The organism is Vibrio sp. CJQ_6, assembly GCF_043106745.1.
GTDB classification, from domain to species: domain Bacteria; phylum Pseudomonadota; class Gammaproteobacteria; order Enterobacterales; family Vibrionaceae; genus Vibrio; species Vibrio furnissii.
Map to the genome: position 1 here is coordinate 124,987 of NZ_JBICMV010000037.1, position 21,567 is coordinate 146,553.

At 51.3% G+C, this 21,567-nt stretch carries 15 protein-coding genes; 5 read left to right on the forward strand and 10 right to left on the reverse strand.

Annotated elements, in window-relative coordinates:
- Nucleotides 1-21 precede the first annotated feature (21 nt).
- The 8 genes from ACF8PK_RS22215 to ACF8PK_RS22250 form a co-directional block, all read right to left on the reverse strand.
- Nucleotides 22-1,017, reverse strand: coding sequence for an ABC transporter ATP-binding protein (locus ACF8PK_RS22215; protein WP_004729005.1), 996 nt, complete (start codon nt 1,015-1,017; stop codon nt 22-24).
- A gap of 32 nt (nt 1,018-1,049) precedes the next feature.
- Nucleotides 1,050-2,033 carry an ABC transporter ATP-binding protein gene (locus ACF8PK_RS22220; protein WP_004729003.1) on the reverse strand — a complete coding sequence of 328 codons (984 nt, stop codon included), beginning with the start codon at nt 2,031-2,033 and terminating at the stop codon, nt 1,050-1,052.
- 2 nt (nt 2,034-2,035) lie between these two features.
- The gene (locus tag ACF8PK_RS22225; protein ID WP_004729001.1) at nt 2,036-3,061 is read right to left on the reverse strand and encodes an ABC transporter permease; all 1,026 of its coding nucleotides are present in this window, start codon (nt 3,059-3,061) and stop codon (nt 2,036-2,038) included.
- A gap of 2 nt (nt 3,062-3,063) precedes the next feature.
- A complete protein-coding gene (locus ACF8PK_RS22230; RefSeq protein WP_143680367.1) occupies nt 3,064-4,050 on the reverse strand; it encodes an ABC transporter permease in 987 nt (328 codons plus the stop codon).
- 164 nt (nt 4,051-4,214) lie between these two features.
- A complete protein-coding gene (locus tag ACF8PK_RS22235) occupies nt 4,215-5,885 on the reverse strand; it encodes an ABC transporter substrate-binding protein (protein ID WP_004728998.1) in 1,671 nt (556 codons plus the stop codon).
- A 698-nt stretch (nt 5,886-6,583) separates the two neighbouring features.
- Nucleotides 6,584-9,976 carry a response regulator gene (locus ACF8PK_RS22240; RefSeq protein ID WP_392443622.1) on the reverse strand — a complete coding sequence of 1,131 codons (3,393 nt, stop codon included), beginning with the start codon at nt 9,974-9,976 and terminating at the stop codon, nt 6,584-6,586.
- A 198-nt stretch (nt 9,977-10,174) separates the two neighbouring features.
- Entirely contained in the window at nt 10,175-11,197 is a 1,023-nt protein-coding gene (gene rsmC / locus ACF8PK_RS22245; RefSeq protein WP_392443624.1) for a 16S rRNA (guanine(1207)-N(2))-methyltransferase RsmC, read from the reverse strand.
- 95 nt (nt 11,198-11,292) lie between these two features.
- Nucleotides 11,293-12,378: an AI-2E family transporter gene (locus ACF8PK_RS22250; RefSeq protein ID WP_004728992.1), complete on the reverse strand. Its 1,086-nt coding sequence runs from the start codon at nt 12,376-12,378 to the stop codon at nt 11,293-11,295.
- Between the two features lie 75 nt (nt 12,379-12,453).
- On the opposite strand from ACF8PK_RS22250, the gene ACF8PK_RS22255 reads away from it, so the two are divergent.
- Nucleotides 12,454-12,576, forward strand: a complete 123-nt coding sequence (locus ACF8PK_RS22255) for a hypothetical protein (protein ID WP_014204484.1) — start codon at nt 12,454-12,456, stop codon at nt 12,574-12,576.
- A gap of 96 nt (nt 12,577-12,672) precedes the next feature.
- On the opposite strand, the gene hemL is transcribed toward ACF8PK_RS22255, so the two are convergent.
- Nucleotides 12,673-13,965, reverse strand: coding sequence for a glutamate-1-semialdehyde 2,1-aminomutase (hemL, locus tag ACF8PK_RS22260; protein ID WP_004728988.1), 1,293 nt, complete (start codon nt 13,963-13,965; stop codon nt 12,673-12,675).
- A 311-nt stretch (nt 13,966-14,276) separates the two neighbouring features.
- Between hemL and erpA the strand changes: the two genes are divergently transcribed.
- The 3 genes from erpA to ACF8PK_RS22275 all read left to right on the forward strand — a co-directional run bounded on the left by erpA (nt 14,277) and on the right by ACF8PK_RS22275 (nt 18,904).
- Entirely contained in the window at nt 14,277-14,618 is a 342-nt protein-coding gene (gene erpA / locus ACF8PK_RS22265) for an iron-sulfur cluster insertion protein ErpA (protein WP_014204486.1), read from the forward strand.
- A gap of 95 nt (nt 14,619-14,713) precedes the next feature.
- Nucleotides 14,714-15,814, forward strand: coding sequence for an efflux RND transporter periplasmic adaptor subunit (locus ACF8PK_RS22270; protein WP_392443627.1), 1,101 nt, complete (start codon nt 14,714-14,716; stop codon nt 15,812-15,814).
- 9 nt (nt 15,815-15,823) lie between these two features.
- Complete coding sequence (locus tag ACF8PK_RS22275) at nt 15,824-18,904, forward strand: efflux RND transporter permease subunit (RefSeq protein ID WP_392443630.1); 3,081 nt, start codon at nt 15,824-15,826, stop codon at nt 18,902-18,904.
- A 40-nt stretch (nt 18,905-18,944) separates the two neighbouring features.
- Here the strand turns inward: ACF8PK_RS22275 and ACF8PK_RS22280 are convergent, their stop codons facing one another.
- Entirely contained in the window at nt 18,945-20,237 is a 1,293-nt protein-coding gene (locus tag ACF8PK_RS22280; RefSeq protein ID WP_014204489.1) for a peptidoglycan DD-metalloendopeptidase family protein, read from the reverse strand.
- 130 nt (nt 20,238-20,367) lie between these two features.
- Here ACF8PK_RS22280 and tyrS point away from each other — a divergent pair, with 130 nt between their 5' ends.
- Entirely contained in the window at nt 20,368-21,555 is a 1,188-nt protein-coding gene (gene tyrS / locus ACF8PK_RS22285) for a tyrosine--tRNA ligase (protein WP_004728978.1), read from the forward strand.
- Nucleotides 21,556-21,567 lie beyond the last annotated feature (12 nt).

A 21,567-nucleotide genomic window follows, 5' to 3' on the forward strand; every position in this document is an offset into this window, starting at 1 on the left:
CTGCGACGCAGGCGCTTGAACTTAGTTTTCGTACAAGTAACAACGGACAAAATGGTTGTCTGACAACTGGGTGACGCCGGGCAGTTGCTCGCGACATTTGTCGGAGGCGTGCAGGCAGCGTCCCGCAAACGGACAACCGACCGAATCCGGGGTCCAGAGCGGAATGTCCCCTTTGTTCCCTTTGAGCTTTTCGTGGATCGATTTTTTCGGATCCGGTACTGCAGACACCAGCAGTTGTGTGTAAGGGTGCTGAGGATCGTGAATGATGGCTTCGGTGTCGCCCCATTCAACCATGTGGCCGACGTACATCACCGCGAGATCTTCGGCGATGTAACGTGCAGTCGCGATGTCGTGCGTGATGTACAGCAGCGACATTTGCTTCTCGAACTTCATCTCTTCCATCAGGTTCAAAACCCCTGCACGAATCGAGACGTCGAGCATGGACGTGGGCTCATCGGCCAACACCACTTCTGCACCGACTGCAATGTTTCGTGCGAGGTTGACCCGTTGACGTTGACCGCCGGAAAGTTGGTGCGGGTACTTTTCCGCAGTCTCTTTTGGTGGGATCAGGCCCACTTGTTCTAAGAGGTCATAAACGCGTTCTTGTAACTCTTTTTTATTGCCGGGTTTGATCTTCTTGTGGATCAACAATGGGCGCGCAATGTGGTGAAAAATGGTGTGCGTTGGGTTGAGTGAGCCGAACGGATCTTGCCATACCATTTGCACGCCTTCGCGGTAATGCATTAGGTCAGAGCGTGATTTGATCGTTTGAATGTCACGCCCTTTGTACTCGATCTCGCCTGAGGTCGGGGCATACATTTTGGCGATCATTTTCGCGGTGGTGGATTTCCCCGAACCGGATTCACCCACCACGGACAAACCACGGCTTTTGTACATTTTGAATGACACGTCATTGATGGCGCGCATCATGGGTTGTTTGAGTGCGTTACTGTTGATCGGAAAATCCTTGACCAGATTTTTGCCTTCCACCAGTAGTTCGCCGAATTGTTTACTCATATTGGACTCCAGAAATTCTGTCTCTACCGGACTTACAGTTTCACTTGGGCAATGGGCTCACCATACAGGTGGCAGTTGGATAAACGTCCCGGCTCGATTTGACGCAGGCTGGTTGGGATCTTGGTACAGGTTTCGTGTACGCGATCGCAGCGTGCCTGAAAACGACAACCCTGTGGAATTTCCAGCAGGTTGAGCGGGTTCCCCGGAATGCCCGTTAGGCGAGTTTTTGGCCCGGTTAATGGTGGAAACGAACTGCCAAGGCCTTTGGTGTAGGGGTGATACGGGCTCTGCAGAATTTCTTTAGACGGCGCGACTTCAATCAGTTCTCCGGAATACATGATGCCGATGCGATCTGAGAATTCGACCATCAGCGACAAGTCGTGCGTGATGAACAAAATTGAAAAACCAAATTCTTCTTTCAGGGCGTAGATCTTTTGCAGGATCTCGCGCTGCACCACCACATCCAGTGCGGTGGTCGGCTCATCCATGATGATCATCTTTGGATTGAGCGCCAAAGCGATGGCAATCACCAGACGTTGACGCATGCCGCCGGAAAATTGGTGCGGATAGTCGTTCAAACGGCTAGGGTGAATGTCGACAATTTCCAGTAATCCTTCTGCACGACGTTTCGCTTGTTGGCGGTTCATGGTGGTGTGACGCATGATCACATCGCAGAACTGCTCTTCCATGGTCAGAACCGGGTTGAGGGCGTTCATCGCACTCTGGAACACCATCGACATTTGGCTCCAGCGGAATGCCTGCATTTGGTCATCGCTGTATTTCAGAATGTCTTCACCGTTGAAAATCACTTCGCCACCAGTGATGAATGCGGGCGGCTTATGCAGGCGCATCAACGAGAATGCGACGGTCGATTTACCACAACCTGACTCGCCGGCCAGGCCAAACACTTCACCGGGAGCGATATCAAAGCTGACGTTATTGCAGGCGCGTACATCGCCTGCGTCGGTAATGTAATCCACGCATAAGTTGCGGATCGAGATAAGTGGTGCTGTCATGATTATTTGTCTCCGCTCCAGATTGGGGTTTGTGGCGCAGGCTCAGGCTTACGCTCTTGCTTGTCTTGTGCGGCCAGTTTTTTCCAACGTTTCATGCCTTTGTGAGAACGCAATTGCGGGTTCGCAATTTCATCCACGGCGAAGTTCAGCAGTGCCAAACCAGTCACCAACAAGGTCAAGGAGATACATGGTGCCAAGAGTTCCCACCAAGCGCCGATCAGCATGGAAGAAGACGTTTGCACGTTGTAGAGCATGATGCCCCAACTGATGGTGTTTGGATCGCCTAGACCCAAGAACGAGATGGTGGCTTCCATCATGATGGCGTACATCACGGAACCGATGAAACTTGCGCCGACAATCGAGATGAGGTTCGGCAAAATTTCCACAAAGATGATGCGCCAGGAGGATTCGCCTAGGACTTCCGCCGCTTTCACAAACTCTTTTTCGCGCAGAGCGAGTGTTTGAGCGCGTACAACCCGAGCCCCCCAAGCCCACGAGGTACAGCCAATGATGAGGGAGATGGTTAATGGCCCAGCTTCCCCGATAAAGGCAGCCACCACAAACAGTAATGGGTATTGTGGAATCACCAGCATGATGTTCATGGCTGCGGTGAGGAAATCATCCACGCGTCCCCCGAAATAACCGGCTGACACCCCAATGACGGTGGCCAGAAAACACACGGTAATCCCGGCGCCAAATCCCACGGCCAGTGACACGCGAGCACCGTAAGCTACTTGTGACCACACGTCGCGACCCATCCGTGTCGTGCCTAAGGTGTGATCGGCTTTTTTCGACATCGCCAAAGTGCGGCGGTCGGTTGCCAGATTTTCAGCGACCCAACCCTCAGGGTTGGCTTTGGCCGCTTTCACGACAAATGCAGGGTATTCATGTGGGTTCCCTGTACGCTTATCGGGAGCATGCTTTGTGATCAGCGGGGCTGCGACAGCGATAAACAGGAAGATACTTAAAATGGTGACACCCACCATGGCGACTCGGTTGCCGCGCAGTAGTTTCCAAAGGGCTTTCATGATTATTTACCTCCTTTGCGCAGACGCGGGTCGAGTACGACGTACAACATGTCCGCCAGCAGGTTAAAGAACAGCATAAACAGTGTCATGATCAGCAATTGACCCTGCAGTACTTGATAGTCACGGGCTGTAATGGCGTTGAACAACACCGTACCGAGACCCGGATAGTTGAAGATGATTTCAATGATGAGCTGACCTCCAATCGCCATGCCCAACGACATGGAGAGGGCGGTGACACTCGGCAACAGCGCATTTCGCGCGGCGTAGTTAAAGACCACGCGGTTCTCGCTCAAGCCTTTACCTTTGGCCATCGTGATGTAGTCTTCGGCCAACAGGTTAATCATGTTGTTTCGCATGTTGACCAAAAAGCCGCCAATTTGGACCACTGACGCACAGACCAGCGGGAGAATGGCGTGGTAGCCGACATCTTTGATGAAGGTCCAACTGGTCCAGTCTGGAATTGTTCCGGCGGTGTAGGCATAACCTGTTGGGAACCAGCCTAAACCAATGGCAAACGTGAACATGGCCAGCATGGCGATCACCACTTGCGGTACCGCTTGGATTACCAACATGCCCGGCGTGATGAAGGTGTCATAGTGACTACCACGTTTCCAAGCCGCAAAAATGCCTAAGATGGAACCAATCGAAAAGGAAATGACCACCGCGGTGCCGGCAAGGAACAGCGACCAACCAAAGGCGCTACCGAGCAGTTCATTGACGCTTAGTGGATAAAATTTGATGGAGGTCCCCAGCTCCCAGCTGAAGATACTTTTCATATACGTGGCGTATTGCACGTACCAAGGGCCATCGACAAAACCGAGCAGCTTTTGCATCGCTTCGATTCGTTCTGGCGTTACTTGGGTTGTCGCGTTAGCAAACATCATGGTAACCGGGTCACCAGGCATTGCTCGCGGAATAACAAAGTTGAGTGTCGCAGCAACGATCAATGCGACAAAATAGAACGACAAACGTCTTAAAAAATAACCCATAACTCACACACCTTACTCACCCAGTTTGTTCCTGAATTGGCTTCAGGCCGCTCCTAGCGAAATTGAGAGCGAGAAATCCCCTAACGACGAGCGCCATATGGACAATGAAATCAGGGGATTTTTAATCAGCGGCGCACAATGGGTGCGCCGCAAAGATAGAACGCTTACTTAACTGGTTTTAGGTCCAGTACATGCAGTAGACGCTCAGGGATACCAGCCCAAATGCTTGGACGGCCTTTTGGATTTTCTTCATTCCACCAACCCGTGAAACGCGTGGTGTTGTACTGATACATCCATGCACCAGACATCACAGGCACCGTCACTTGGTTTTCAGCGATGATCTTCTGAATGCCATGTGCGATTTCAACCTGCTCGTTCTTGTCTGCTGTTTTGTAGAAGCTGTCTAGCAGACCGTCCAGTTTGTTGTCAGTGAAGAAGTGCATCGCAAAGCGAGGCATGCCATCACCTTTCTGCAGTGCTGAGTTGTATGCACTGTTCCAGTAGGTGTATGGGTCTGCACCGTGGAAGTAGTTGGTGTACGCCACATCGTACGTTCCTTCCAGCATGGCTTGGTTGTAAACCGCAAATTCTGGTGTACGCGCTTTCGCTTTGATACCCACATCTTGCAATTGTTCAACCGCAAGCTGAACGGTGTTGTTGAAGTCAGTCCAACCATTTGGTGATTGAATCAGCAGTTCAAATGATTTACCCGATGGCGTTTCAACAAAGCCGTCGCCGTTGATGTCTTTGAAGCCCGCTTTTGCTAGCAGCGCTTTCGCACCGTCTACATCGTACGTGTTGAAGCCTTTGTACTTGTTATGAACTGATTCGTCAGACCAAGATTGGAAGGCGTAACCCAGACCGGATGCGAAGTCATTCACGGTACCGCCGCCGTAGAACGCGATATCAATGATGGTTTGACGATCGAGTGCCATTGAGAATGCACGACGGAAATCAACATTGTTCAGCGCTTCTTTTTTCGCTGGGTCAGCGTTTTTGAAGTTCACGACGAACGATTGTGTCCCTGCCGCTGGATACCAGTAATGGTGATTCTGGTTCGCTGCTGCGTAGGTACGGTCGATGTCTGGGACGAATGATGATGTCCAGTCGAGTTCTGAGTTAACAATTTTACCCAAGAGTTGGTCGTTGTTTGCGATTTGTGGCACGCGCAGACAATCCACGGCTAGGTTGGCAGAATCCCAGTAATTCGGGTTACGGCACTGAATGTAAAGCTGTGGTGTAAAGGTATCGATAACCGTAAATGGACCTGTACCTACCGGATTCTCGTTCGTAAATGTGGTTGGATCTTTGACGTCTTTCCAAACGTGCTCTGCCACAATCGGCACCTGAGCAATTTCGTAAGGAACGTTAGAGTTCGCTTCCGTCAAACGGAAACGGACTTTGTAATCATCCAATTTTTCTACGCTGGTGACCCAGTTGTTGATACCGCGCTGATCAAGCTCAGGCTTGTTTTTCAGCAGGTTAAACGAGTAAACCACATCGTTTGCTGTGAATTTTTGGCCATCTGACCATTTCACACCTTTACGGATGTCGAACGTCACACTCATCAGATCGTCAGACATCTTGTAGTTTTCAGCCAGGCGCATCACCGGAGTGTTGCCATGCATTTCGTTAAATACAACCAACGGCTCGTAGATGAAGTCGGTGGTGGTACGTAGGTTTGTGGCTAGGTACGGGTTGAAGTTACGCACCATGGTAGGGTAGAAATCTGGCACGATGGTTAGCTCGCTACGGGCAAATGCCGGAGCTGAAACGCTGGTTGCTGCAGCAATAACTGCGGCTGCAAGTGCGGTTTTCTTAATATTGGCAAGCATAGCTGTTCCTTACTATTTGCTTTTATTTCACAAATGGAGTCGAGTGCTATCGTATTGAACAACACTCACAAGGACCTACCTCATTGAAGTGTTATGCGGTCGGAGGTGCCGGATAACATGAGTGGCCTGTAGGCCTTTGACAGGGGTAAGGAAACACCTTGTCAGGAAATTTATCAATTTCAATTCCCGTCAAAAACGTCAAAACCAAAGGGTACGTTGTTATAAACGTCAAAATTGACTAAAAAAGTCTCATGGTGAGTAAAAAATAAGCGCAGATCGATATCACATAAAATCCACTTTAACACGAGGTGAGTTAGTGTTTGCTAACGCTTTATGTATTGTTATTTGTGGGTTTGTTCCTGTTCTTTTATTAGTGAGATCTTGCTCACTGCTCGTTTGAGATAGAAATTTTTTGTTGGAAATTAAATCTGGCGAATTGTTGTGATTCGTTTCGCAAAGTTGTTCATACACTCCGTTTGAAGCGGCATTGAACACCGTATTCGCGCGGACCTTGACGTTTTTAGAGGGGGAAGCGCGGCGCGACAAATGGGTTTATTTTACGGGTAAAAGGAAGCACGCATGATGAAGTTTTGCCCGGTTATTCGAGCCAATCTGGTGCGGCCAGAATGCGACTAGGATGCGGCGTGTCGGCCATAAAAAAGCCCGTCAAGTGACGGGCTTTGTCGGCAGCAGTGCGGTTATTCTGACGTCAGTAGCTTTTGTAACTTATCCCGTTGCACTTCAATGTAAGTGCGTTCTGGTCCTTGTTCCTGGCAGTGATCCAGAATGTAATCTAACGAGTTAAGCACGGTGCGCCAGCGCGGCGTTTTAGGCAGTGTTTCGATACGCAGGTATTTGTCGAGTGTTCGAGTTTGCAGCGTACTGCGATCGAGGTAGACGCGCCACAGCCCACTTTGTTCAGCAAAGGTGAACTTGCTTTGACCGGAGACTCTTTCCCAGTAGTTGAGGGCGGAGGTCATGGCATCGACCAGAACAGAACGCATCAACTCTTGTTTGGATTGGCCGTCACCGGAGGCTTTGTCGGCCAAGCGTGTGAATTCACCGCCCAGCTCTTTGAGTTGTTGCAATTTATCTTTGTCGCCGTCAAACGCGTAACTTGATAGGGCTTCAACCGCCGTTTCAAGGTTGTGGATGCGCGCCGCGTTAATGTTACCGCCGACATTAAAGATATACATCGCTTGCAATCCGGCACCTTTGGGCAGACGCAAGACATCGGCGTTCACGTGTTGGCGCGTGTCGTCGATGAAGATGTCGACATTGCCACAATAGTGATCCTGTTCGACCAACAAGTATTTTTGCGCAATCAATTCGTCAGCGTTGGAGCGTTTGAGCTGTTCCTGACTGCGTTTAAACAGGCGCGCTGCGGCGTCATTGGCAAAGCGAACCTTGTTGTCTTCCCGAATGCACACAATCGCTTCTGGCGCTGATTCCAGCTGTTCCAGCAGTCGGCCTTGTGTTTCCAGCAAGCTTGCTTCCACCATGGCGCGATGTTTGAGTTCTTTTTGCAGTTCCGCGTTCTCAAGGCGACGTTGTTCCGCTTTACTTGCGGTCAAGTGCGCGACGATACGTGCGGCTAATTCCTGCTTATTGAACGGTTTGGATAGATAATCGTTGGCGCCGGCTTCAAAGCCGCGCACTCGGTCATCGGATTGATTGAGCGCGGTGAGCATGATGACTGGCAACGCTGCATGATCGTACGTTTTACGCAGCTCTTCACACACCTGATAGCCGCTCATGCCGGGCATCATGATGTCCAGTAGCAACAATTCAGGTTTCTCTTCTGCGACGGCCTGCAGGACTTCGTTCCCATCCTGAGCGGTGCGCACGCGATAGCCTTCAAGACGCAGGAAGCTATCGAGCACGCGTAAGTTCACCGGCTCATCATCAGCCACCAAGAGCAACGGCCCGGTTGGATTCTCCGGAATGCTGTGATGGTCTGGCAGATCCAGTTCAGTCAATTCAGGCGCTTGGAAGTGCGGTTGTTGCGTCAACTGCGCTTGGGCGATTTCGTCGTCAGAGGCCATCGGCAGTGTGAAGCTAAACGTCGTTCCGACCATGGGTTGACTGCTGACATACAGCGACCCTTGCATCAGCTCGATCAACTGACGGCTGATCGAGAGGCCCAGTCCGGCCCCTTGGCGGTAGCGACTGGTGTCGTGCCCGGCTTGAATCAGGGGTTCGAAAATATGTTCTAATTGCTCTGCCGGAATCCCTTGTCCGGTATCCACCACTTGTACGCGAATGTGTTGGTCAACGCGAGTGGCAGAAATGACAATCTTGCCTTCGGAGGTGTATTTGATCGCGTTGCCAATCAAGTTGTACAACACTTGCTCAAGACGCTGCGCATCAGCAGAGACCCATACCGGCGCTTCTTCTGCGACCTGATTGATGATGCGAATCTGTTTTTTACCCAACAGGTGATTTGACAGCTCCAAAACCAAACGTGTGGCGTTGGAAAGATTGACTGCCGTGCGATGAATATCCAGATTGCCGTAACGCATTTTGTGGTAATCGAGTAGGTCATCGACCAGTGTGGCCAAACGTTGCCCGCTGCTGATAATGATGTCGAGTTGATACTTATGCGCGGCGCTGATTGGGCCATTGGCGCCGGAAGTCAATGCTTCGGCAATCCCGATCATGCCATGCAATGGAGTTCGCAGCTCATGGGATGTTGTGGCCAGAAACTCATCTTTGAGTTTGTTGGCCAGTTGCAACTCATCATTCTGTTTACGGATGACCTGAATGTTGCTCTCGAGCTCTTTATTCTGTGCCTTAATCAGTTGCATTTTTTCGCGAATCGAGCGCTGCATGCGTTCAAAACTAACCGCCAGTCGCCCAATTTCATCACGCCGATCGGTGTTGATCATGGTTTCATCTAAATCACCAGCCGACACGCGTTCAGCGGCCCATGTCAGTTTTAGCAGGGGTGAGGTGATGAAATTCGATAGGTAATGTGAGGCAATCACCACCAAAATAATGGCAGTCAGCATCGCGAAGATGAACAGTTTTTCCAATTGACGAATGCGTGCGAAAGCTTCTTTTTCAGGCAGTTCGACCACCAACGCCCAATGCAGGTCTTTGAGATTGATCGGCGCGTAAGCGGCAATGGTTTTCTCGTCATCAAGATTGGTGTACGTGCCGACGGATCGGCTGCCATTGAGCGCCCAATCAATCACTTGCGTACTTTTATCGATTTCCGGTTGATCGTAAGCCAGCGTGCGTGAACGATGATCCTGACCGACCAATAACGTGCGCATCGATGACGTGGTGTTGGTGTCTGCGATCAGCTTGGTGATGCCGTTGTTGGGTAAACGGAACATGGCGTAGCTGTGCAGATAGCCTTGTTGAATAATGGGCGCGCCCATCCAAGCAAATTGACGGCCTTGTTCATCGACAAAGTCCGACAACACCACTGGTGTGTAATCTTCGTTGGTTTTTCGGTGTTCACTGACTTGCTGTTCCAACTGGCGGAAGGTTTGCCCTAAGTTACTGTCTTTGAATCGCCCCGTGAGCAAGTTGGTGCCGTAGTTCTCACGTTTGTAGATGGAATACACCACGTTGCCGGTGATATCGACCAACAGGATGTCATCAAAGTCGGACCGTTTGAGTAGCTCGAGATAGGCCCAATGGTAGCGTTTGTGCAGGAGGCGATAGCGCTCACTGCCGACATAACTGCTCGATTCTGGTAGCACGGAGGTTTTGACTTCATCACCAGAACCGGTGACGTAACGCTGCTGTGCATGCTCTCGTGCTTGGTCGATATCAACGCCTAAGCGTTGAAATGCGTTCACTAACCCATAGAAACGCCCGCCACTGGCGTAAGCCAGTTCTGAGCGAACAAAGCCCATGACTTCAGACTCTTTCGCGCTGAGGTAGTCGATGACTTGCTGTTGCTTCGTATCACGGACCGAAAGAAGGTGCGATGTGCTTTGTTCCTGAAGATCTTTACTGTGAGATTGAAGGAAAAAAATCGCCGTCACCGTCAATGGGGTGATGCTAAGAACCAAGAACGCGAGCATGAGGGTATTTTGCAGGCGCTTAAACTTTTGCTTCCGATTGAACCTAAACATAGAAAAGGCGTTACTTTGATGGCACCGGCTCTTTGCGGTGAGTCAGTGGCGTGGTTGATTAGAATGAACTGAAATAACGAAATTAACGAGTTTTTTTACTTTGACAAGTAAGTTGGGTTCAAAGCGTGGGCATGGACGCACTTTTCGGCAAAATGGGTGAGAAATCACCGTTAAAAACGGCAATTTCTCTCTATTCACTTATTTGTGAGCGTGATAGATGGTGAATTTATTGGTCTTATTTAACGTCTCACAATTACCAAATGCTTGTTCGATGATCGGCGGATATTTGAGGAAACTGTTGGCAACCACAACCAGTTGGCCTTGACGTTGAAGATGCGCAGGTGCTTTTGCCAGTAATGTCTCTGCGGCGTTGTAGCTGGTATCCAATCCGGCATGGAACGGTGGATTGGTAACAATGAACTGGTAGTCCGACGCGGTGTCGGAGTATACATCCGACGCAAACACTCGGCCTGAGAGTCCGTTGGCCGCGAGGGTTTCTTGGCTCGAACGAATCGCCAATGCGCTGATGTCGCACATTTCCAATGCAATGTTGGGATAAAGCATGGCCATCACACCGCCGAGAACACCAGCACCACAGCCAAAATCGAGCACTTTGCCTTGTAGGGGCGGGAGCGTATCGAGTAGCAGACGGCTGCCCATGTCAAACTCACCATGGCTAAAGACGCCCGGCAGGCTGCGCACGGTGAGGGTATGGTGGTGATACTGCACCGCGTAAGATTTGAACCATTCGTCGAGAATAAATGGTTTCACCGCCTGCGTACATTGACCCCAATAAAAGGAGCAGCGGCGCGCTGAGTCATATTTGTTGATCAGACCATACGCGGCAAACATCTTTTCAATGCTTTTGACGCCAGAGCGATTTTCACCCACCACGACGATTTCGGTGTTTTCCCCCAGCTTAGCCATCAACATGGCGAGCAGGTATTCCGCTTCCAGCTTGGCTTTGGGCCAGTACAGCAGCACCATGTCGGCATGGACTTCATCCACCAATTCGGCACCAAAGTAACAGTGAAGCGCGGATTTGCCGTGTAATTGGCGGTAATAACCATAGTTGGTGGTAAAGACCGACACGGAGGCGCAGTGTTTGGCTAGTTCCAGTGGGAACAAATCTTCGGCTTCACCCGCAACCAAGACGTGTTTACCTTCGAAGTAGGCCAACTGACGCTGTGCAATTTGGCTCGGCGCGATGTAATTCGACATAACAGACTCGACACAAAATAGGGGGGCTGATTTTCGCATAATCAGCCCAGTGCTTGAAGTGCTTTTATCCTTCGGGTAAGGCTTAGAATGGCGGTTTAGCTGTTGTCTTGACGGTTTAAGAACCCTTTAAATTCTTCTTCATAGATATTGAACAGCACCATGGTGATGGCAAAGATCAGTGGGCCGTAGATCAAGCCAATCAAACCGAACAACTGAATACCGCCCAGTAGTGAAAAGAAGATCATCAGCGTGTTCATGCCTGCGCTGCCCTGCATCAGGAGCGGACGCAGCAGGTTGTCGATGGAACCGACCACTGCCACACTCCATACACCAAGGAAGATGGCCCACGTGGTGTCGCCAATGAGAAACAGATAAATCGTCGCAGGAATCCAGATCAGCGCCGTCCCGACCAACGGAATGAAAGACGCAAAGCCCATCATGGTGCCCCAGAAGAGGCCCGGGAATCCGGCCATCCACATGCCGAAACCGCCGGCCGCACCTTGTGCGATGGCGGTCAGAAACGATCCCATCACTGCCGATTTCGAGACTTGTTCGATTTCCGACAGCAGTTTGTCTTCTTGGCTGCGAGACAGCGGCAGAATATGACGAATGGCGGTGATGATTTTGTCGTGATCGCGCAGCAGGAAAAACAGCACAAACAGCATCAACAAAAAGTTCATGATGAAGTTGGTGGCGTCGCCGAGTATTTTGGCGCTGATGCCGACCAGATTGCTCCCAAACGAGGTGGCCAATTGGCCGACTTTTTGCGCAATCTGCTGCGGTTGGATTTCATCAAATGGCAGGTAATGGTTCGCAAGCGAGAGACCTTTCACCACCCAAGGATGGTTGAAAACCGTTTGAATGCCGCCGTGCGTGACCCATTGATAGACGTTTTGTGAGAATTTAGAGCCTTGTTGGACGATTGCCCCAAACACAAACAGCAGTGGAATCACGATGATGAAGGTCAGAATAATGCACGATAGCAGCGAAGCCAGATTCTTGTGTGACGGCAGTTTGGCTTCGAGTTTCTCATGGATTGGGAACATCAGAAGTGAGATGATAAATGCCATCACAATCGAGTTCACGTAAGGCTTGACCAGTAAATAGCAGGTAAACGCCGCAGCCAATAAGGCAACGATCAAAACCCAATGACTGGAGGAGATTTTCAGTTTGTCAGGCACGGTAGTGGTCCCATGTGATCATCAATTGGGTTTATAATGGCCGCATTTCAGGCGGTTAGCAATGAGGAGCAGAAAATGGGATGTTGTGATAACGATAAAGGCTGCGAACAGACGTCACCCAAGCGCCGTCGTATCCCGTGGCTGGGCGTTGTGATCGCCATTTTGGTGATCTTGGTGGCGGTAAACTGGCAAGCATAATGTCAGTCATGTGCTCACCCGAGGCTTTGACGCTGAAAAGCGTTCAAGCACAAAAAAAGGCTGCGTCGGCAGCCTTTTTCGTGTCCCGCAGCTTGCTTATGCTTCTGCAGCCATGATCGCAAAACTGCGTTCGGCAGCTTCCAACGTGGCTTCAATCTCTTTAGAACCGTGTGCCAGAGACGTAAAGCTCGCTTCAAAGGCTGATGGTGCCAAGTAAACACCGTGTTTCAGCATCAGGTGGAAGAAGCGTTTAAAGCGTTCAACGTCACATTGGGTCACGTCTTCGAAGCACGTGACGCTGGTTTGGTCCGTGAAGAAGAAACCGAACATCCCGCCAACTTGATGAACCAACAGTGGAATCCCGTGGCGGTCGGCCATCTCTTTAAAGCCATCAGCCAGTTGTTTGGTTTTCGCCGCAAGGCGTTTTTCGTTGCCTTCTTCTTTTAGCAGAGACAGACATGCATAACCTGCTGCCATTGCAATAGGGTTGCCAGACAGTGTCCCTGCTTGATAAACCGGACCGGTTGGCGCGATGTATTGCATCACGTCACGACGACCACCAAATGCGCCGACTGGCATGCCGCCGCCGATCACTTTGCCCAGTGTGGTTAAGTCAGGTTTGATGTTGTAATGCGCTTGAGCACCGCCCAACGCGACGCGGAACCCGGTCATCACTTCATCGAAAATCAGCAGCGCGCCTTCTTGGTCACAGATTTCACGCAAGCCTTCGTGGAAGCCTTCAACGGGTGGAATACAGTTCATGTTGCCCGCCACCGGTTCAACGATGATGCACGCAATTTCACCTGGATTGGCGGCAAACAGCGCGCGAACTGAGTCGAGATCATTAAAACGGGCGGTAAGCGTGTATTTTGCGAAATCCGCTGGAACGCCGGGAGAGCTCGGTTGGCCCAGCGTGAGGGCTCCCGAGCCAGCTTTCACAAGCAGGCTGTCTGCGTGGCCGTGGTAACAGCCTTCAAATTTGATGATTTTGTCGCGGCCAGTAAAACCGCGCGCCAGGCGAATGGCACTCATGGTCGCTTCTGTACCCGAGTTCACCATACGCAGCTGTTCCATGGATGGCACCAGTTCTGACACCAGTTCAGCCATCGCGATTTCCATTTCAGTGGGGGCACCAAAGCTCAAACCACGATTGGCAGCATCAATCACCGCTTCACGAATCACTGCGTGGTTGTGACCGAGGATCATCGGACCCCATGAACCGACATAATCAATGTACGCTTTACCATCAGCATCAAAAATCAGCGCGCCGTCTGCACGGTCAACAAAGATTGGAGAACCGCCAACGCCATTAAATGCGCGTACAGGAGAGTTTACGCCTCCCGGGATTCTTGTTTGTGCCTTTTGATAAAGATCTTCTGATTTGGTCATGGATAGTTCCTCTTTATGATTGCTCGGACCAATGTGGCCAGCATTGTACGCTGATGCGGCGCGAGACGAAATCTTTTCCCCGATTTTCTGAGCCCATTCACAGAGTCATTCATTCGATTCGAGGTAAAAAAAGACCATTGAATGATTCGCAGCGATGATGGTTCGGGCTGAGAGATAGCGAAATTCAGGCTAATACTTGAACGGACAAGTCAGGTATTAGATAATCGTCACAAATCACAATTAGACAGACCCGACGCAGAGCCTGAGATGACTTGAGCGGCTGGGCACAGACACGAGTGAGAGAGGTCGTCGTGAGCGATATAAATGTACCATTATCTTTTTCCGATGCAGCGGCAACACGCGTGAGAGCGTTGATCGCTGAAGAAGAAAATCCAGCACTGAAACTGCGCGTGTATATCACCGGCGGCGGTTGCAGCGGTTTCCAATACGGTTTTACGTTTGACGAAAACGTCAATGATGGTGACACCACGATCGAAAACAGCGGCGTAACCTTAGTGGTTGACCCGATGAGCCTGCAATATCTCATCGGTGGGGTGGTTGATTACACGGAAGGACTGGAAGGGTCTCGTTTCTTTGTCAACAACCCGAACGCAACCACAACTTGCGGCTGCGGTGCATCGTTTAGTGTCTGACATCAGACCATAGATGCCAAAGTCAGTCGCCTTCAGCGGCTGACTGTCCTACGTATAAGGCGGTTGCGTAGGGATATAAGTATAAAGGATTATTTATGTCTCACCCTACGTCGGGCCGCTTGTCCGTGGGTCACTTTCTGACCCAACGTCCTTGGCTTTTTTCTGCCTATCTTATTGGTCTTCTCGCTGCTTGGCTTAGTCTTGGGGCGTTAAACGCCGAAGAGCGCCGAGAGCCCAACGCCGACACCATTCCCCTTGCGCGTGTGTTGTATCAAACCTTCGTCGCGCAGCCCACCGACAAAAAAATCGAACTCTACGGCCGAACCGCGCCGAATCGTCAGGTGCGTCTGGCGGCGGAGTTTGGTGGCCGAATTCAAGCGTTACTGGTCGAGAAAGGCCAAGCCGTGACACAAGGCCAAGTCATTGCGCGTATTGAAACGGGTGATTTGGCGGCGCAACTGGCACGTGCTCGCGCGCAACTTCGTGTACGTGAGCAAGAGTATCAGGCGGCGAAGTCGCTCAAAAATCGAGGCCTACAAGGTGAGGTCGCCTACACCAATGCGCTGGCGGCGCGAGCGGATGCCAACGCTGAACTCAGTCGTGTTGAACTCGCCTTGCGTCATACCCAAGTGCGCGCGCCATTTGATGCAGTGGTTGAGTTGTTACCTGTTGAACACGGTGATTATGTTGGTATTGGCGATCCGATCGCGACGCTGATTGAACTCAATCCTTTGGTCATCGAAGCCGATGTCAGTGAACGTCACATTCAACATTTAGCGGTGGGGCAAAGCGCACGAGTGCGATTGATGGATGGCATGCTGCTCGATGGCACCATTCGCTATCTGGCTCGAGTGTCCGATCCAGCCACCCATACCTTTGCGCTGGAAATCACCGTTCCCAATCCGCGTGATGCGATGCCTGCGGGGGTGAGTGCGGAAGTAGAATTAGCGCTTGCCACGCAACCGGCGGTCAAAGTCACATCGGCGATGCTCGCGTTGGATGCAGAAGGCAATCTTGGAGTGAAAACCTTGGTTGCAGACACGGTCCACTTCGTGCCCATTCAGTTGGTGAAGGCAGAACAAGATGGCGTGTGGCTGACGGGGCTTGGCGATCAGGTCAAGATTATTACGCGTGGGCAAGGCTTTGTGCGCGACGGTGATCGTGTCATTGCGGTTCAGCAACTGGTGACCCCGTAGGAGCGCGCGATGTTTACATTGATTGATGCCGCGCTGTCTCGCGCGCGAACCATGTTGACGTTGCTGGTGTTTATTCTGGCAGCGGGTGTGCTGACCTACCTGACCATTCCCAAAGAGTCCAGCCCTGACATCACCATTCCCATCATTTATGTTTCGGTCACTCACCAAGGCATCTCCCCCGATGATGCGGAGCGACTGATCGCCCGTCCATTGGAGCAAGAATTACGCGCCATCGAGGGGGTGAAAGAGATGACGGCCAATGCCGCGGAAGGGTATGCCTCAATTGTGTTGGAGTTCAATGTTGGCGTTGATCTCACGAAAGCGATGGCGGACGTGCGTGAAGCCGTTGACCTCGCCAAACCGAAGTTGCCGGCAGACAGCGATGAACCGATTGTCAATGAAGTGACGTTGGCGTCCGAGCAGCCTGTACTGTCGGTGGTGTTATACGGCACGGTGCCTGAGCGGGGGATCGTGCAGATCGCCCGAGCGCTGCGCGATAAGCTGGAAAGCTATCGCCAAGTGTTGGAAGTGGATATTGCCGGCGATCGCGAAGACATTGTGGAGATCGTGGTCGATCCATTGCTGATGGAGAGCTACGGCTTGGATCAGGGGGACATCTACAATCTCATCGCACTCAATAATCGCGTTGTGGCCGCGGGCTTTGTCGATACCGGCTATGGGCGATTTTCGGTCAAAGTCCCCTCGGTGTTTAACTCGTTAAAAGATGTGTTGGAGCTGCCCGTCAAGGTGGAGGGCAAGCGGGTGATCACGTTTGGCGATATCGCCACCGTGCGCCGTGCGTTTCGCGATCCGGAAAGCTTTGCCCGTCTTGATGGCAAATCGGCGGTGGTTCTAGATGTAAAAAAACGAGCGGGTGAGAACATCATCGACACCGTGGCGCTGGTGAAAACCGTGATGCGTGAAGCGCAAAAGCGTGAGGATTGGCCGAATAACTTACTGGTGAAATACACTTGGGATGAGTCGAAAGATGTGCAGTTGATGCTAAACGATCTGCAAAATAACATCCTGTCAGCAATCCTGTTGGTGGTCATTGTCATCATTGCCATTTTAGGCGTACGCACCGCGTTTTTAGTGGGGGTATCGATTCCCGGTTCGTTTTTAACCGGATTGTTGGTGCTGTCAGTGTTTGGTTTGACCGTCAATATTGTGGTGCTGTTTTCACTCATTATGGCGGTTGGCATGCTGGTGGACGGTGCGATTGTGGTGACGGAGTTTGCCGACCGGCGCATGCAAGAGGGCATGCCCCGTGGTGAAGCGTACCGCGATGCCGCCAAGCGTATGGCATGGCCCATTACCGCCTCGACCGCCACCACGTTGGCCGCGTTTGCGCCGCTGCTGTTTTGGCCGGACATCACGGGCGAATTCATGAAGTTTCTGCCGTTGACGCTGATTGCCACGTTGGCCGCCTCATTGGTGATGGCCTTGCTGTTTGTGCCAGTACTAGGCAGCCTGATGGGAAGGCCGCAGCACGTCTCACCACAAGAGCAGGCGCGTATGATTGCGCTGCAAAATGGCGAGTTTGATCAAGCCACAGGCCTGACCAAACTTTATTACCTAACATTGTCAGTGGCCATTCGTCACCCACTCAAAATACTGCTGGCTGCCGTGGTGATGGCGGCGGCGGTCGGTGTGACCTATGCAAAAGCGGGATTGGGCGCGGAGTTTTTCCCCGAAGTCGACCCGCCATTCTTTACCGTCAAAGTGCGCTCTTATGGCGATTTGTCGATTCAGGAAAAAGACACCATCATGCGAGACATTGAGCAGGTGATGCTTGGCCACGATGAGTTTGAAAGTGTGTACACGCGCACGGGGGTGGAGGACGGGATTGGTCAGATTCAGATCACACCGGTTGACTGGCAGCATCGGCGCAAAGTAAAGACCATCATTGAGGAACTCAAACAGGTCACGGATCAATTCGCTGGCGTCGAGATTGAATATAAGTTTCCTGATGCCGGTCCTCCAAGTGAACACGATTTGGTGATCGAACTGTCGGCGCGCAACGCCGATGAGCTGAATGCGGCAGCCACACAGGTTCGGACTTGGGCTGATGCCAATCCGGCGTTCACTAACATCAGTGATAGTGGTAATAAACCGGGCATTGATTGGCGAATCGACATTCGCCGCGATGATGCGTCGCGTTTTGGCGCGGATGCGACGTTGGTCGGTAATACGGTGCAGTTGGTCACCAATGGATTAAAAATTGGCGACTATCTGCCTGATGATGCCAATGAAGAAGTCGATATTCTGGTGCGTTATCCCACAGCGCAGCGGGACATTGGTCGGTTTGATCAGCTGCGAGTGAAAACGCCTGCGGGACTGGTTCCGATCACCAACTTTGCGGCCATCAAGCCGGATCATAAGCAAGACACCATCAAGCGCGTCGATGGTCGTCGTGTCATCCATGTGATGGCCGATCTAAAGGAAGGGTATAACCTCGCATTGATGTTGCCCAACATCGAACATGCTTTGGCTGAACTCGCCTTACCAGACAGCGTTGAGTTTCGTTTGCGCGGGCAAAATGAAGAGCAGGAGCACTCGGCGGCGTTTTTGCAGTCGGCGTTTGTGGTGGCCTTGGTGGCGATGGCGCTGATCTTGGTCACTCAGTTCAATAGCTTTTATCAGGCCTTTTTGATCCTCAGTGCCGTGTTGTTTTCGACGGTGGGCGTCTTTGCTGGTTTATTGATTTTCCACAAACCGTTTGGTGTGATCATGTCGGGGATTGGTGTGATTGCGCTGGCTGGGATTGTGGTCAACAACAACATTGTACTGATTGACACCTACAATCAGCTGCGCAAACGTGGATTGAATCCACAAGAGGCGATTTTACGCACAGGTGTGCAGCGTCTGCGTCCGGTGATGTTGACGACGATCACCACCATTTTAGGCCTGTTACCGATGGTGTTGGAAATGAACATTGACCTCATCCATCAGAAGATTGAATTTGGCGCACCGAGCACGCAATGGTGGTCACAGCTGGCGACGGCGGTGGCGGGAGGATTGGCGTTTGCCACGCTGTTAACCTTGGTGTTGACGCCGTGTCTGTTGATGCTGGGACGCGAGAAAAAATAAACCGAAAAAAAAACCGAAGCAAGCTCCGGTTTCTCTGGTGTTAGTTTTTGGCGTACAGCAATTCACTGTAGCGTGAAAGCTTTTGCAACCGAATGTGCGCGTTGGCAATGAAGGTGTCTTTGGCCTTGCCGTTCAACGATTTGGATTGTGGCAGTGCAACCGTGCGCGGGTTTTTGTGTACGCCGTTGACCAAGAATTCATAGTGCAAGTGTGGGCCGGTGACGCGTCCGGTGCCCCCCAGTGTGCCGATCACTTGCCCCTGTTTGACGCGTTGACCGGTCTTCACCGTGCGGCGTGTCAAGTGTAGGTACTTGGTGATGTAAGTGTTGCTGTGACGAATGAACACGTAGTTCCCGTTGAACTGGTTGTAACTCGATTTTTCGACAATGCCATCGCCCGCGGCCCAAATCGGCGTGCCGACTGGCGCCACATAATCCGTGCCTCGGTGCGCTTTAACTTGGCCGGTCACGGGGTGCAGACGGTTTGGGTTGAAGTTGGACGACACGCGGCGAAAATCGAGGGGGGAACGCAGGAAGGCTTTTTTCATCGCTCGACCGTTTTCATCATAATAATTGCCCGTATTGTCATCCAAAATTGCAGTAAACGTGGTGCCTTGGTTGGTGAACATCGCAGCGATGATGTTACCGCGGCCAATCACTTCTCCTTCTACCACTTTTTCTTGATACAACAGTTTGAAGTTGTCTCCCGCGCGAATGTCGAGTGCAAAGTCGATATCCCAACCGAAAATTCCCGCCAATTCCATGATTTGGTTTGCGGTCAGCCCCGCGCCCATCGCGGCATTCCAAAAGTTTGAACTGATGTCGGCTTCGGCGTAGTTGTATTGATAGAAAATCTCTTTCTTATCAAAAGCTGAGGTGTAGCCGGATTCAGCTTTTGTGATGGAAAAGGTTTCGTAGGCGCTGAGTTTTCGTTTGAGTTGAATCAGGTCATTGTTTTCATCAAAGCCAAATTGCAGTTCATCCCCCGGCCTTAAACGCGACAACTGATGGTTGATCTCGCTATTGCTGGACGTCAGTGCATACAACTGGCGAGCGGAGAGGCCGATACGTTGAAATAACACCGCCGCACTTTCACCCGCGTGAACCGTGTGTTTTTCCCAACGCAAAATGGCAGAAGGTAAAATGGTGGAACCGGGAGAGAGCGCTTCACTATTGATAGCAAGCGGATAATGGCGGCCAACTTCCAGTCGGTTGGAATCGTTTCTCAGATCCTCCGGATTCGGCAGAAAAAACAGGGCGACGACAATCAACGCGCTGAATAGGGCGATTAAGGCCCGATGAATCCACGGAAGACGAGCAAAAATAGAATGCATACTCGGGTTCGTTCAATGATTAATTAACAAAAACGCTAGTTCGTTAGTCTAACTGGTTTCAAAATTCATCGCTATTCAAGTAAGATGTCGAACTATTAAATTTTTGCCAAATCTGTGGGAGTGAACAAGAATGGCGAGTATTGAAGCTGCTTTAGCTGAGATTAAGCGTGGTGTCGAGGAGCTGATTCCGGAAGAAGAACTGATTGCCAAGCTCAAAGAAGGCCGTCCTCTGCGTATCAAATTGGGTGCGGATCCAACGGCTCCGGATATTCACCTTGGCCACACTGTCATCCTGAACAAGCTGCGTACTTTCCAGGACTTGGGCCATGATGTGACGTTCCTGATCGGTGACTTCACCGGGATGGTGGGTGACCCAACCGGTAAAAACACCACTCGTCCACCGCTCACGCGCGAAGATGTGCTGCGTAACGCAGAAACCTACAAGCAGCAAGTGTTCAAAATTCTGGACCCTGCGAAAACCAAGATTCAGTTTAACTCGGAATGGCTGTCTCAGTTGGGCGCAGAAGGCATGATTCGCCTGGCGGCAAACCAAACGGTGGCACGCATGCTTGAGCGTGATGATTTCAAAAAACGTTACGCCAATGGCCAGCCGATTGCGATCCATGAATTCATGTATCCGCTGCTGCAAGGCTACGACTCTGTGGCGATGGAAACCGACGTTGAGCTGGGTGGTACCGACCAGAAATTCAACCTGTTGATGGGCCGTGAATTGCAAAAATCCAACGGTCAGAAGCCACAAGTGGTGCTGATGATGCCACTGCTGGTGGGCTTGGACGGCGAGAAGAAAATGTCGAAGTCTGCTCACAACTACATTGGTGTGAGTGAAGCGCCGAGCGAGATGTTTGGTAAGATCATGTCGATTTCCGATGATCTGATGTGGAGCTACTACGAACTACTGTCATTCCGTCCGTTGGAAGAGCTGCAACAGTTCAAAGACGATGTGGCAAACGGCACCAACCCACGTGATATCAAAATCCTGCTGGCAAAAGAAATCATTGCCCGTTTCCATACGGAAGCGGATGCCGATGCTGCAGAGCAAGAATTCATTAACCGTTTCCAAAAAGGCGCTATGCCAGAAGAGATGCCGGAATTTGAATTCGAAGCGGGTATCGCGATTGCTAACTTGCTGAAAGAAGCGGGTCTTGTGGGGTCAACATCCGATGCGATGCGCATGATCAAACAGGGCGCTGTGAAGCAAGATGGTGAAAAACTCGATGACGCCAAACTGGTTCCTGCCGCTGGCACTGCAGTTTACCAAGTGGGTAAACGCAAGTTTGCTCGCGTAACAGTGAAGTAATTGCCTCATCAT